We start from the raw sequence: 14,703 nt of genomic DNA on the forward strand, positions 1-14,703 counted from the left end.
ATATGATATCAGGAGTGGAGCGGATTGATTCATCTTTTCTATTTCCTACTACATTTTCCCAACGGAAGAATGGAGAGAGTAAGCGTAAAAAGTCCCTTTTTTATTTACTTTAGCCACAATAGAATCCGTTCCCTTTTGCTGCTTGTAGAACGTATATTGATTCCCTTGAACTTTCACTTTATAGCCGGTCAAATTGATATTAAATAACATCTGAGCCTTGGGCTTGACTAGCTTCAAAGCTTCTGAGGCAGTATATTTCGGGCTTGCAAATGTTTTTTTGAAATCTGCGTCATCATTCCAGTCCACCCCATAGGTGGATACGGCCAGCACTTTACCGGTTACCGCGCTAATTTTGACCTCACTGGCCTCGTTTGCATCCTCAAACGACCAATATGAAAGCCCCTTCGCTTCGTCCTTGTACCGTGAAGCGTGCTGCACCTTAATTGGCTGTCCACTCACACGCTTAAATGTATTCATTGCACGGTTCAGTATCAGAGGGTCCACCCGCTTCAGCGCATAGTCCGCGTTGATGGTAATAGCGTTACTTCGATCCACATCCACATACAACGAGGAAGCCTGTTCTCCTGCGCCCCAAAATACCCAGTAATTTGATGGCTTGTTGGACTGATAAGGGGATTTGACCCGCCAAAATGCTTCAAATTGCAAAGGACGCTTGCTGTCAAACGCTTTGGCGCTGTTTAGCACTTTCGTCTTGAGTGGCGCGTTCATCGCTTTTCCCAAGCTGCTTATTTTATATCGTATGGTTGTAGAATCTACTCTATTTTTTTCTTTATTATATTCTGTCTGCAACGTAGCAGTTCCATCTTCTAGTCCGCCCTCTACAATCCAAGTTTTCCCCATATCCGTCACATCGTCAAATTGAAATGCTGTCTTCGAGCCGATGAGTTCTTGCACCGCTTTTTCTAAACGGCTTACCACTGTCGGAGTTAGCGACCCAACCTGCTTATCCGTCGTTTCCGCGGCGGCAGGAATGGTCGCCGCCTGAACCGGAAGCGCGGTGGCTACAAATATGAAGACTGTAACTGCTGAAATCCAACGAAATTTCCGCACTATGAACGGCCTCCTTATTGTTTTTCATTTTCTATATTATACATCGTTCAGGCGCCAAAAAAAGACAGAATGTTGCTTTGTTCATCATATTCCTTGTATACAGGGGCATCTAAGTCCAAAAAAAGAAGACCTACTAAGGTCTTCTTTTCACTCACTTCTATACGATTCATAAGTAGTTGCACGTTATCTTTATAGTCACATGATTGATTCAGAACAGACGACCTTCGTACACGATCTCAGCCAGACCCGTCATATATATGTGATTATCTTCCTCACTCCATTCGATATCCAGATCGCCGCCCTTCAGGCTTACAATGGCGTGGCGGTCGCTATATCCGTTTAGTACAGAAGCAACAAGCGTAGCACAGGCCCCGGTTCCACAAGCTAGCGTCGGCCCGGCTCCTCTCTCCCATACTCTCATATCTATATGCTTACGGCTACGTACCGTGGCGAACTCAACATTTGTTTTTTTAGGGAATAACGGATGGCATTCCAGCTTTGGCCCCCAGGCTTCCAGATCAAAGCTTGGCGCATCCTCCACATAAATGACACAGTGCGGATTCCCCATAGATACAGCCGTAAAGCGAAAACCACTTCCTCCAGCTTCAATGGGCTCATTAATTACGCTAGTCAGATCCAGTGTAGTTGGAATCTTCAAACCCTCAAGAATTGGCTCTCCCATATCTACCTTCACCATAAGAACAAGTCCATTCTCTATAGTTAGTTCGACCTGCTGTACACCTGCACCCAGGGTCTCAATCGTGATCTGTTCACGGTTGATATACTTACGGTCATATACGTATTTGGCAGCACAACGGATAGCATTACCGCATTGTTCGGCCTCTGAGCCGTCCGAGTTAATAATGCGCATGCAGAAATCCGCTTTTTCTGATGGCAATATATATACCAACCCATCGGCGCCAACACCAAAATGTCGATCACATAGCCGAACAGCTAATTCCGAGGCGTCAGACGGCAACTCCTGATGCCCAAACCAAACGATAAAATCATTACCTAGACCGTTCATTTTTGTGAATTCCATAGCTTACCTCCGCCGTTGCTGCTGATGTCATGTTCCTCATGAAGCTTTGATCCCATGATATCATACAGGGCAATAGTGGGAAAGCGATGCGATATGCATAACCCGATTTCTAGGATGAAAACTTCGTACGTCCCGCTGAAAAGTGTGTATTTCCGCCGCGACGACGGTTGCGTCGACCGCCCCACACACTTCCCGCTCCCATCAGAAACGTCGGAATCCCAGCTGCGACAATGGATAGCGCCCACTCACGCAAACCGAGCGGTACCGTTTTGAAAATAGGTTGCAGCATAGGCACGTACATAACCACTAGCATTAGTACTATTGAAGACAGCACGGCAAGCACAAGATAACTATTTTGAAACGGATTACGATGGAAAATAGAACGGGAACTGCGGCAATCAAACACATGAATTAACTGCGCCAGAACTAGCGTAGCAAAGGCAACGGACTGTGCTTTGATCAGTTGTCCTGCGTCATCCGGTGCAATACGTAATGTCAGCCAGAAGGCCGCTAGCGTACATAAACCAATCAACAAGCCACGACTAATGATTTTCCAGCCCAGTCGACGAGCAAAAATATTTTCCTTTGCGCCACGAGGTTTGTGCTCCATGAGATCCTTTTCTGGTTGGTCCACCCCCAGAGCCATCGCTGGTAGGCCATCTGTCACCAGATTCACCCATAAAATCTGGATCGGTAACAAAGGTAATGGCAGCCCGGCCATCATGGCAAAAAACATCGTCAAAATTTCACCCACATTGGAGGCGAGTAGATAACGGATAAATTTACGGATATTCTCGTAAATATTCCGTCCTTCCTCAATTGCGGCTACAATCGTAGAGAAATTATCATCACTCAGAACAAGCGCAGCCGCTTCTTTGGTCACGTCCGTCCCTGTAATGCCCATTGCAATGCCGATGTCCGACGCCTTTATCGCTGGAGCGTCATTGACGCCATCTCCAGTCATGGCTACGACATGTCCGCGCCTTTGCAGTGACTTGACGATCCGTAGCTTGTGCTCCGGCGAAACCCGTGCATATACAGAGACGGTATCAACGGCTTTGTCCAGCGACGCATCATCCATCGCAGACAATTCCTGTCCTGTTAACACGTGGGATCCGCGCTGAAAAATGCCCAGCTGCTGTGCAATGGCCTCTGCAGTTGTACCGTGATCTCCGGTAATCATCACAGTGCGAATGCCAGCACGACGACACTTGCCAATGGCTTCGCGAACCTCGCGACGTGGCGGATCAATCATGCCTGTCAGCCCGATAAAGATCAGTTGTGCTTCAGCCTCCTCAACCGTGGAGACACGCTCATGCGAGCGGATATCACGGTAAGCGACACCAAGTACACGTAGCGCCTCCGAGGCCATTCCTTCGTTAGCTGCCAGTACCTTTTGGCGCAGCGTACCCGTTAACGGAACGACATTTCCTTCCCATAAAATGTAGGAGCACTGGCCCAGCAATACATCCGGTGCACCTTTGGCAAAGACAATGTGTCCTCCCTGGTGGCGTACGAGTACCGACATTCGCTTCCGATCCGAGTCAAAAGGAAATTCTCGCTCCCTTGTGTATAGCTCATATAGCCCTTGTCGCGTGACTCCGCCCTTGGCAGCTAACGTGACCAGCGCTCCTTCCGTCGGATCACCCTTTAGCTCCCAAACGGAGGACGGCGTCGGCTCTTTGGTTTTCTTTTTCGAACGTAGCTCCTCTGTATCGGCTTGAACAATTTCCGCATTGTTGCAAAGCACACTGGCTTGCAGCAGTCTACGCAGAGATTGTCCGTTTTTAAGATCGGCAGGAAGGTCTCTATCCATAATATGCCCGTGAGGGTCATAGCCCTCTCCCGTAACTCCCCAGAAGCGGCCGTCCAGCCATAGCTTGGTAACCGTCATTTTATTTTGGGTCAGGGTACCCGTTTTGTCGGAACAAATGACAGATGCACAGCCGAGCGTTTCAACAGAAGGCAGCTTACGCACAATCGCCTTTCGTTTAATCATACGCTGCACACCCAATGCGAGCGCAATCGTCACAATAGCTGGCAACCCTTCCGGTATAGCCGCCACAGCCAAGCTCACTCCGGCCAAGAACATGCTCATGGCTGGCTGTCCATGTAAAATGCCTGCTACGACAACGAGCACCGTTAGCGCCAACGCTACGATAATCAAAATTTTGCCCAATTGCTCCAATCTGTGCTGCAACGGTGTCTCCTGCGACTCCGTATTTTCTATCAAGTCTGCGATCTTACCCATTTCGGTACTCATACCTGTACGTATAACTATTCCTTGTGCGGTTCCTCTAGTCATCATCGTGCCCATAAAACCGATGTTTTTTTGATCCCCAAGTGGTACCTCGGCGGCATGAATAGGGCGGCAATGCTTACTCACCGGAACCGATTCACCTGTCAGGGCGGACTCCTCTACATCACAGCCGTTCGTACTCAACCACCTTACATCTGCGGGAATGCGATCACCACTTTCCAGCAGCACAATATCACCCGGTACCAGTTCTCTGGCTTGAACTTGAATTCGTTTTCCGCCCCGCAACACTTTGGCAGTTGGAGCCGATAGTTGTCTCAAAGCTCGCAATGAACGCTCAGCTCTGAATTCCTGTACAAAGCCAAGAATTCCATTCAGTACAACAATAGCAATAATGGTAATCGCGTCCAAATACTCGCCAAGCAGGCCGGATATCAGGGTCGCTCCCATCAATACAAGCATCATAAAATCCTTGAACTGGTTGAGCAGCAGCAAGATCGCCGAAACTCGCTTCCCCTCGCTCAGCTCATTCCATCCTGACCTTTCTCTTCGTTCCGCAAGCTGTTCCTCCGAAAGACCCTGCTTCGGGTCGACTTCCAGACTTGTTGAAAGCTGTTCATTGCTTAATTGGTGCCAGTGTGCTTGTTCCATTCTCCCCAATTCCCTCCCGGTCAGATAGTCCGCTTCCGTCGGTTGTGCGTAGGATGGCTGCCCGTTATTATATTTTTGTGCCGCGATTGCTGATAAGCTGGACAGACTTTCTAGATTCAATCTATTCGGACAGGATCTGAAATATCACAAAGCCGCTTAAGTTTTGTCCCAAAGTTATGTATCATAGTAGGAAGGCGAAAATACATTTGCTTCAAAGGAGAACATAATTATGGCATTGGACGGAATCGTAACCCGCGCTATCGTACACGAACTGCAAGGCATCCGAGGCGGGCGCATTAATAAAATACATCAGCCAAACGATCGCGATATCGTGCTGAATCTGCGGGCACAAGGCGGAAGCGTAAAGCTGCTGCTGTCAGCTAATCCGACCTTCCCGCGTGTACATTTTACAGAACAAAGCTTTCTTAATCCGACAGAAGCCCCTATGTTTTGTATGCTTCTTCGCAAGCATTGCGAAGGAGGCGTTATTGAGAAAATCACGCAGGTGGGCATGGAGCGTATTATTCACATGGATGTACGTCAACGTGATGAACTGGGAGATGTTTCACTCAAACGAATTATCATTGAACTGATGGGCAGACACAGCAACATTATTTTGCTTGACCCGGAAACAGGCGTGATGCTGGATGGCATTCATCATGTCACACCGTCTATTAGCAGCTATCGGGTCATTATGCCCGGCTTTCAATACACGGAGCCTCCTGAACAAAACAAGCTAAATCCACTAGAAACAGAAGAGGCAGCTTTCATATCCTCGTATCAAACAGCACTCGAGGCCGGAGAAGCTCCCAAACGCTGGATCGTGAACACTTTTACTGGACTCAGTCCCCTCATTGCTGAAGAGATACTAACTCGAGTAACTAATGAAGTATCTGGTGATAGTGATCGTTCACTATGGAGTACATTCAGTCACATCATGGATGACGTGCGGAACCATCGTTTTCAGCCGGTATCTGGACTAAACGCACAAGATAAAGTGATATTCTCAGCCATTCCACTGACGTTGATCCAAGGAGAACGTAAGGAGTACGCTACGATCAGTGAGTGTATGGAAGACTTCTTCGGTGAAAAAGCAGAAAGGGATACGGTTAAGCAAAAGGTCAGTGACCTACTGCGGTTTCTGCAAAATGAGCGGAGCAAAAACGTAAAAAAACTCGACTATCTCCAACAGGATTTGGCCGAGGCGGAAGATGCCGATCAATTTCGCATTTATGGAGAGTTGCTGTTCGCTTCGCTGCATGAGGTGAAAAAAGGGGACAAAGAAGTGACGATCATCAACTTTTATGATGAGGAACAGCGTCCAATGTCCATCCCACTGGATCCACTACTCAACCCGTCGGATAATGCGCAACGGTATTTTAAAAAATACAACAAATATAAAAACAGCCTAGCTGTCATTGACGAACAACTGGAGAAAACGCACGAAGAAATCCGTTATATGGACAGTCTTCTTCAGCAGCTAGCCCATGCCTCTATGAATGACATTGAGGAAATACGTGAAGAACTGGTTCAGCAGGGCTATCTCAGAGATCGGGTCAAAAAAGGAAAGAAAAAGAAGAAAAACGACCGTCCAACCCTGCACGTCTATACATCATCCGAAGGTATCGAGTTACTGGTTGGCAAAAACAACTTGCAAAATGAATATGTAACAAATCGACTGGCCGGACCAAATGACACCTGGCTGCACACAAAGGATATTCCGGGGTCACACGTCGTTATACGTGCTGAGCAATTCGGAGATGCGACGCTGGAGGAAGCAGCTCAACTCGCTGCTTATTTTAGTCAGGCCAAGCAGTCCAGCAGTGTACCTGTGGACGCCACCCTGATTCGACATGTACGTAAGCCTAGCGGAGCCAAACCTGGCTTTGTCATCTACGACCATCAGCGTACGCTTTTCATTACACCCGATGAGGAACTAGTCAAAAAGCTGCCGAATCGCATCAAAAACGGTTAAATCTTACTAGCCTGTTGAACCCACAAAAAAAGCCCTTTGTTCTTTGCACGGTACACTTCTTGTGTTCCATGCATAAGGCAAGGGGCTTTTTATTTACTTTTGTCCAATAGCAGCCTTCCTCAATTCCTCGACTACCTGCCCTTCCACACTACGGCTACCCAGATCACCGTGAAAAATAACACCTTGACGCGCGCCGTGAAAATCCGAGCCGCCAGTTGCAATGAGGCCATATTGCGCCGCCATCGCAGTATATCGGCTCTCAGCCTCAGCATCATGGTCCGAATGTCGCACCTCCAAGCCCGCAGGCTTCGCCTCCTCTATAATAGAACGAACCAGCTCATCATTTCCGTACAAGCCAGGGTGGGCCACCACGGGTACCCCTCCTGCTTCACGAATCCAGTTTATGGCCTCCGCAGGCTCTACACGGGGTACAGACACATATCCGGGCGCTCCTTCCGCCAAGTAACGGTCAAACGCGTCCCGCATATCCTTCGCATATCCTTTTTGAACCAGCGTATCCGCCATATGCGGACGTCCAATGCTTTCATCTGGTGCCAGCGGTCTGCCCATCGTAGCCACCACTTCACCCAGTGTGATTTCCATACCCAGACTACGCAATTGACTCAAAATCAAATCATTACGGGTATCCCGTGCCTGGCGAAGCTTTTCCAACCGTTCCAAAAACACTTTATTGCGGTAATCCATAAAATAACCGAGTATATGAATATCCTTATCGCCAGCTCGAGTACTAATTTCCACTCCTGGCACCACAGTAATTCCTATGCGTTTTCCCTCTTCCAGAGCTTCCTCCAGGCCAGCTACCGTATCATGATCTGTAATGGCCACACCTGCCAGTCCTTTTTCCTTGGCCCAGCGCACATTATCTGCAGGTGGTTGCATTCCGTCAGATGCTTGGGTGTGTGTGTGTAAATCATATCGTTTTACGTTAATCTGCTCCTTCATTATACATCCTCCTTCTCTTTCACCTTTGCAAGCTCGTCCTGCGAGTCCCTCAGGACGTCCGTTCCCTGATCATGACGACGCAAGTAAGACAGGAAGGTTACTACCGGAATCGGCAACAACGCCGACTTCAAATGAATTGCATAAAATTCTCGTTTGAACGTGATATCTGAAATATTTACAATTTTCAATAATCCGAGCGCAACTTCATGCTTCACCGAAGAAGGTGATAGCATGGTAATACCCAGTCCAGCCTCCACCGCCGATTTAACCGCTCCAGTGCTCCCCATCTCCATTACAATCCCAAGTCGGGAGGCATCCATACCACGATTTTTCAGCTCATCTTCTATTACTTGACGTGTACCAGACCCCTTTTCTCTGGCTACAAAAGGATGCTTGAACACATCTTCCAGAACCACTTTTTTAGCCTTGGCCAGCGCATGTCCTGAAGGCACAATCAGTTTCAGTTCGTCCTGCATCACAGGTTCCACCACGATATCCGGATGCTGGACTGGGGCCTCAATCAGTCCTAAATTCAGCTGATGTTTTAGTATATCATCCATAATCTGAGTTGTATTCATCACATTCATCGCCATGCGTATATGAGGGTATTCCTGACCAAACGGTCCCAGCATTCTGGGTACAATATACTCACCAATCGTTAGGCTGGCGCCAATATGCAATCTTCCCTCCAACATGTGAGTAAAAGCAGACATCGCCTCGTCAGCTTCCCTGATCAGTTGCATGCTTTTTTTCGCAAAAGGCAGGAGTGTCGCTCCCGCCTCTGAAAGTTCGATTTTTTTAGTCGAACGTTGCAGCAGTTTTGTGCCAAAATAATCTTCCAAAGACTGAATTTGCATCGTCACCGCAGGTTGTGTCATATGCAGCGCTTGTGCCGCCGCCGAGAAGCTCCCGCGTTCCGCTACGGTATAAAAAATGTGCAACTGATGAAAGTTCATACTGACAGCCCTCTCCCCTCTGTTCTCCCTATTTTAACATAAGAAAAACGTCTGTCGAAAGCATTTCCAAGTAAACTTACTGAATTGGGTAGTTTTATTATTGGAAAATAAAAAAAGCATGCAGCTAATAACTGCATACTTTCTACTTAAACTTAACGGTATTCAAGAAGTTTGGAGATTTTTTCATCTGAAGCCGTTCTCCAAATGACCGTCTATTTTTGCTTGCGAGTGCTTTTCATCAGTGTCATGCGCCGCGAATGGCGTAACCATGAATAGTATGACTTCAAATCCCTTAATTCAATGGTCTCCGACATCCGTCCCAAAAAGGTAATGACAATCATTTTGTGAAGCGGATTCCCCGCAATATCCATCTCGCCGGGCAACTCTCCAAATTCGGCCACGACGACCAGATCACCATCAATTAAATATACATCCTCTTCGTTATGATAATAGGACTCCATCCTGTTTTGCTTCAGGCATTCCCAAAGCCAGGCGGCGATATGATTCGTCTCGGACTGTTTCTGCTCTACCCGATCTAAGTAACGTGTTTTCGCATGATTTGTTATCACGATATCGGCGACTTTTTTATCGCCCATCTCCACATAGAACGGTTCGTATGTACTCCATCGCTGCATTGCTTTGTCACGCACGGGATCACTCTCCCCACCAGATAGGTCTTTATATCTACCAATATATTCATATGTTACCTCAACAGACCCGGGACTACAAGTTACAAAATTGAAGTTTATGGGCGGTTTTTAAAGATTTTTTAGGTCTAACAGCATCAAGACCATTATGCAAAAGTCCTGACTTCACAAAAAAAAGCCAGCCTGTAGGCTGACCTTTCAAGAAAAGTTTACAATTTATAGACATTTGAGCTTATATTTCATATTCTTTCATCTTTTCCTTATCGTCGTTGTAATCCGTCCTAATCTCATTTCGAAAAGAACGCTCGACCTTACGCACATAGGAAAGTCTGCGAATATTTTTAACGGTGTCTTCTGCCCGATCCGCATTCATATATATCACTACATAATGCATACGCTTTGAAATAAAGTGGACATTTCCGTATTTCTCCAGATTGCGGGCAGCCTTGATATCGCTTACCCAAATGATGTACCCTGTCCGCTCGGCAAACATTCGCTTCATCTCCCCTCCACTCGGTATCATTCCTATGACCTATCCACAGGAGCATTTCCCTCCGCTGCCACATCCGCCTTTTTTCACATTCGGATCGTTGCTCGGCACCTTAATAGTCTCGGACACGGAATATGCAATCGTTTCAGACATGGCATGAAGCATATCATCCAGCGCCTTTTCGGCTCGTTTGAACTCCTTAACATCCACGAATTGTTCCAGTTCCAGCTCAACGACCTGCACTGCATCCTTCGCTTCATGATAGTTCGGATGAAAATGCCCAAAACGCTCCGTTTCCGCGAATAGCTCCTTTTTGGCATCCAGCTTGCGTACACACGCCTGAATAGACGGATTCAATTCCACACGCTGCTTCCAATATAAATAATCCGATACCTCAAAGGATCGGTTGACCATATCGCCCAATTCATAGGCGTTAATAAGCACTTCTGCCATATTGACCGTGTTCAATTCGGCTACGCTCATGAATGTTCATCTCACTTTATATAAAGTTCTACCCTGTAAAAGTAGACTCATTTATCATACCACATCCTTCTTTTGAGAAGAAGGAGTTTCATGCACTTCCTGGCCCTACTATGTAAAAGGAACCAGCAAGCGCATGTCTGACCATTCACTTGGCTGTAAGGTCGCAGGAGAAAGTGTTTCGTCATCCCTTCCTGAGGCATACCAGCCTGTGACACTCCATGGTGCACCGGAAACCACCGCCTCCGGTATCCATTTAACCTCTTTCCCACCGATTCGCAGCCCCACAGCAGCCTGCCAACGAATCGCTTGCTCGATCAACTGCCGGGCAGTGGAAGTATGGTAACTCCTCCATTCTTTTGTCCATGAGGAGGGGACTGTAGATCTTTCTGGAAAATAGTCAGACGGATCAGGCAGTGTATGCTCTTGTTCGTAAAAGTGCAGCGTTCGCCCTGTATAAACCAAACCTGCTCTCCCCTCTTGGGAAAATATAGAACGGGCTTGAATAGGTTCGGACTCCATTTCACTGTTGAGGCTGCCTGAATTTATGTTCTCTGTTTCCGAAATCAGTGGATAATGATGAGCTGGCTCGTCCACACCTTCGGGTTCACGACGTGGACCTAATCCTATTGCAGCAAGCGTTTTTCGTATTTTGACAACAGAGCTCGCCGGAATAATAAAGTCCTTGTCGCCAAGCCGTTCCAGCAATCCTTCCAGCGCGGGATGGCGTGCAACCATGTCTGCATCCTCCTGTGTGCTACATCGCAAAAGTGTTACCGTTGCAAATGCCGTCCGTCCGACATCGCCTGCCCACTGTTCTACCGCCATACGTACATGATCAGGCACGCCTGTCCGGCTGAACTTGTCCAGTAGAGCAGGAATTGCTTTAGCTTCCATCCCTAACTCGATTGCCTCTGTAACACTTTCTCTGGTGATCCGGTATATTGCCATCCGATCTCCTGTCACACGTTCACAGCAGCATTCCAGTCGCCAGCGCACATCATATGCCACATCTGGCGGAACCAATATTTCAAAATCAGGTTGTACATAAAAAGTACCTTGTTCTTGATTTGTATCCTCGTAATTATTGGGACGAAGCATGTCTAACACAGATACATTCCAGCGAAAACACAGTTTACCCGATGCAGTCTGGCCCCAATCACCCATTCCAAACGCAGTCAGGGCCTTCAGCCAACCCTTCAATCCCTCCATGAAAGATCCATTAAAATTAAAATCAGAACCCGTTTCTCCCGCAAACCCTTCCGGATTTGAGGATGTAGGAATGAAGTCTAAAAGGGCGCCGTTCTTGGAATCAGCTCCGCTCGTACTCTCCTGCTGGATTAGGCCTACTTGAAGCATCCATTGCAGCAGACACTTGATAGATATCCACCCTCCTGTTCCCATATACTGGGAGACGGCACACAGCATATAGCGAAAATGCTGCATGGACGCTTCGGCCTTGCCGTATCTTTCCATGAGTGTAGCAAAAATATGCTTGCGCATTTGCCAAGCAGACAAACGAATCCAAGTCGCCAGTTCCGTTTCCTGAATGCGAAAAGACACCGTTTCTTTTACTAACAGCCCCAAACTGAGTAGCAAATCCATCATGACCACCGTTTGCACAGGATACAGCTCTGCATGCGCATAATGCAACCCAAGACCCATCAGGTCCTCCGGGCGAAAGGGGGTCAGTTCATTCAATTTTTGCAATGATCGCTTATGTATGGTTCCTTTGGCCGTCAAAGGGACGCCCTGTACTGCAATACGTGACAACGCATGCAGCAATTCCGACTCCAGGCCTGTCATTGATTCATGTACCGTTATCGGATGATCCGAATGCATCATGTTCATTGGATTTTCCTCTAACAACATATCGTACAGATCCGGTAGTCGATAAACCGGGATATATAAAATTCGTTCGCCCCACGATTTGGTAACAGCCTCCAGCCAGCCCCGGGCACGTAATCCACGCAGTGCCAGTTTCGTTTCGACTCCGCTTAACGATCCCCGGGTAAGCTGTATAGGTTCTTCTTCCTTCATGGGCTGTCCCGCGTGCCGAATAAAGCATCGTCTAAGTACCAGCAGCTCATCCGATGAAAGCTCATTCCAGCTGTCTTGCGTGTTCGTTACGCCCATTCTTGATTAGGCCTCCTTTTTCTTTCCACGATCTCCAGACTTAGCATCCCTGCTTCCAATAGCCTCTGTCACACTAAATCTGCGAACCGCATATTCATAGCCTTGCTCAATCAGGAACAGCTGACGACGAGCTGCAAAATCCATCTCCTTGCTATTCTCCGTCACTAGAGCATAAAAATAAGCTTTATTCTCGCCTGACTTTGGTCGCAAAATGCGTCCCAGTCGCTGCGCTTCTTCCTGGCGAGAGCCAAAGCTGCCCGATACCTCTATGGCTACTGCTGCATCCGGCAGATCCACCGCAAAGTTTGCAACCTTGGACACCAATAGGGTCCGAATTGCACCCTTGCGGAATGCATCAAACCAACGCACCCGCTCCGTCTGGCTCATTGAACCCGTAATCAGTGGGACACCGAGCTCCTGAGCCAATGTACGCAACTGGTCCAAATATTGACCAATAATGAGCGTGGGCAAACCACTGTGCTGCTGCATCAGGCTACGCACCGCCTCCAGTTTGATCGGATTTTCGGCTGCAATTCGGTACTGCTGTCTGCCCTCAGCACGCATACTGCGCTCCAAAAGTTCAGCTGTCATTGGAAGCCGCAACTCCACACAATCGACCTGAGCGATCCAGCCCTGTCGCTCCAGCTCCTTCCATGGCATATCATACCGTTTGGGCCCAATTAAAGAGAACACATCCCGTTCACAACCATCCTCTCGAACCAGCGTGGCCGTTAACCCCAAACGACGGGTAGCCTGAATGTCAGCCGTCGCCCGGAATACTGGCGCGGGCAGCAAATGAACCTCATCATATATAATGAGTCCCCACTTCCGCTCACTCAGCAGTTTCATATGCTCAAAATCCCCATCCTTGGTGCGACGGTGTGTCAAAATTTGGTATGTTGCCACCGTAATCGGGCGCACTTCTTTTTTCTGACCACTATATTCCCCGATGGAATCGGCAGAAATATCCGTCTTTTGCTTTAATTCTTCTACCCATTGCCGTACAGAAGTAGTATTAGATGTTAGAATAAGCACTTCACACTGAAGCCGATTCATCACCGCCATGCCTATCACTGTTTTTCCAGCTCCGCATGGAAGCACCAGTACACCACTACCCCCTAAGCCGTCCGCTCCTTCAAACGCATCAGCGGCCTTTACTTGATAATCACGAAGCTGCAACTTCGTTTGTCCCTTTCCCAAGGTAAAACTAAGCTGATTCCCTTCAAGATAGCCTGCCGTATCCACAACGGGATATCCCAAGCGAGTTAATTCCTGCTTGAGCAAGCCCCGATTTTCGGGCGGGACCGATGCGCTTTCCTCATCAACGCGAAGTAACCCAAGCTGTATTAGCTCTTGCTTGGTCAGTAGCTCATCCAGTAAAGCGGGGGTCTCTGCTGCCAAGATCAAGCGATCACCTATTGCATAGCTGTTGGCTTTCCCTGTCTTTATACCTCCGTTTTCTTTCGTACCTCGTGAAAGCGTCAACGTCCCATAGCGAGAAACGAGCTGTTCAATATCATTCAACAAATCATGTGGAATATCCCAACGGGACATGGAATACAAACTATTTTGAATGTCCTCAGCACTCCATCCGAGGGCAGCTGCATTCCACAAAGACAGTGGAGTGATGTGGTACGTATGAAAAGCGGACGGACTTTTAACCAGCTCCGCATAAATCTGCAACTGTGAACGAGCCCATTCCGAACCGGGCAAGCCCATTTCCAGCAGAACGGTAAAATCACGTTGTACAATACAAGGATGATCTGGATTCATGACTACCTCCTGATAATCTAACCATACATCATTTTAAAGTTGAATCAATTTCATAACTCATTAAAGTTTGGTGGTTGTAATTAGATACAGACAAATCGAATCATTTTGATCTATATCTAGTTTTGATTGAAGCAGCTAAAGGTATTATGAAATTGATTCAGTTATATAATAAATAGCTTATCCGTTTATTCGAATATCAACCAGAATAGCAAGGAGTCCAACCCATATTCGGGTTGAACTCCTGATTTAACGCCCGGGGTAA

General features: G+C 47.5%; 11 protein-coding genes. 1 reads left to right on the forward strand and 10 read right to left on the reverse strand.

Annotated elements, in window-relative coordinates; translation table 11 throughout:
• Positions 1-48: 48 nt before the first annotated feature.
• The 3 genes from G9G53_RS22080 to G9G53_RS22090 all read right to left on the reverse strand — a co-directional run bounded on the left by G9G53_RS22080 (position 49) and on the right by G9G53_RS22090 (position 5,021).
• On the reverse strand, positions 49-1,071 hold the full coding sequence (locus G9G53_RS22080; protein ID WP_165150244.1) for a hypothetical protein: 1,023 nt from the start codon (positions 1,069-1,071) through the stop codon (positions 49-51).
• A 208-nt stretch (positions 1,072-1,279) separates the two neighbouring features.
• Positions 1,280-2,113: a diaminopimelate epimerase gene (gene dapF / locus G9G53_RS22085; RefSeq protein ID WP_165150246.1), complete on the reverse strand. Its 834-nt coding sequence runs from the start codon at positions 2,111-2,113 to the stop codon at positions 1,280-1,282.
• A 109-nt stretch (positions 2,114-2,222) separates the two neighbouring features.
• Positions 2,223-5,021, reverse strand: a complete 2,799-nt coding sequence (locus G9G53_RS22090; RefSeq protein WP_029517633.1) for a calcium-translocating P-type ATPase, SERCA-type — start codon at positions 5,019-5,021, stop codon at positions 2,223-2,225.
• A gap of 229 nt (positions 5,022-5,250) precedes the next feature.
• Here G9G53_RS22090 and G9G53_RS22095 point away from each other — a divergent pair, with 229 nt between their 5' ends.
• Positions 5,251-6,996, forward strand: coding sequence for an Rqc2 family fibronectin-binding protein (locus tag G9G53_RS22095; RefSeq protein ID WP_165150248.1), 1,746 nt, complete (start codon positions 5,251-5,253; stop codon positions 6,994-6,996).
• A 93-nt stretch (positions 6,997-7,089) separates the two neighbouring features.
• Here G9G53_RS22095 and G9G53_RS22100 read toward each other — a convergent pair whose 3' ends face one another.
• The 7 genes from G9G53_RS22100 to G9G53_RS22130 form a co-directional block, all read right to left on the reverse strand.
• Positions 7,090-7,959, reverse strand: coding sequence for a PHP domain-containing protein (locus tag G9G53_RS22100; RefSeq protein ID WP_165150250.1), 870 nt, complete (start codon positions 7,957-7,959; stop codon positions 7,090-7,092).
• The gene (locus G9G53_RS22105) at positions 7,959-8,915 is read right to left on the reverse strand and encodes a selenium metabolism-associated LysR family transcriptional regulator (RefSeq protein ID WP_069010585.1); all 957 of its coding nucleotides are present in this window, start codon (positions 8,913-8,915) and stop codon (positions 7,959-7,961) included. Before G9G53_RS22105 ends, G9G53_RS22100 begins: the two co-directional genes overlap by 1 nt.
• A gap of 212 nt (positions 8,916-9,127) precedes the next feature.
• Positions 9,128-9,565 carry a hypothetical protein gene (locus tag G9G53_RS22110; RefSeq protein ID WP_025717787.1) on the reverse strand — a complete coding sequence of 146 codons (438 nt, stop codon included), beginning with the start codon at positions 9,563-9,565 and terminating at the stop codon, positions 9,128-9,130.
• A 229-nt stretch (positions 9,566-9,794) separates the two neighbouring features.
• Positions 9,795-10,055: a YlbG family protein gene (locus tag G9G53_RS22115; protein WP_029517637.1), complete on the reverse strand. Its 261-nt coding sequence runs from the start codon at positions 10,053-10,055 to the stop codon at positions 9,795-9,797.
• 39 nt (positions 10,056-10,094) lie between these two features.
• A complete protein-coding gene (locus G9G53_RS22120) occupies positions 10,095-10,535 on the reverse strand; it encodes a YlbF family regulator (RefSeq protein ID WP_013310906.1) in 441 nt (146 codons plus the stop codon).
• Positions 10,536-10,643: 108 nt separating this feature from the next.
• Complete coding sequence (locus G9G53_RS22125) at positions 10,644-12,668, reverse strand: helicase-associated domain-containing protein (RefSeq protein ID WP_165150252.1); 2,025 nt, start codon at positions 12,666-12,668, stop codon at positions 10,644-10,646.
• 6 nt (positions 12,669-12,674) lie between these two features.
• Positions 12,675-14,441: a DNA repair helicase XPB gene (locus G9G53_RS22130; protein WP_165150254.1), complete on the reverse strand. Its 1,767-nt coding sequence runs from the start codon at positions 14,439-14,441 to the stop codon at positions 12,675-12,677.
• Between the last annotated feature and the right edge of the window lie 262 nt (positions 14,442-14,703).

This window comes from Paenibacillus sp. EKM206P (assembly GCF_011066155.1).
GTDB lineage: Bacteria > Bacillota > Bacilli > Paenibacillales > Paenibacillaceae > Paenibacillus > Paenibacillus polymyxa_D.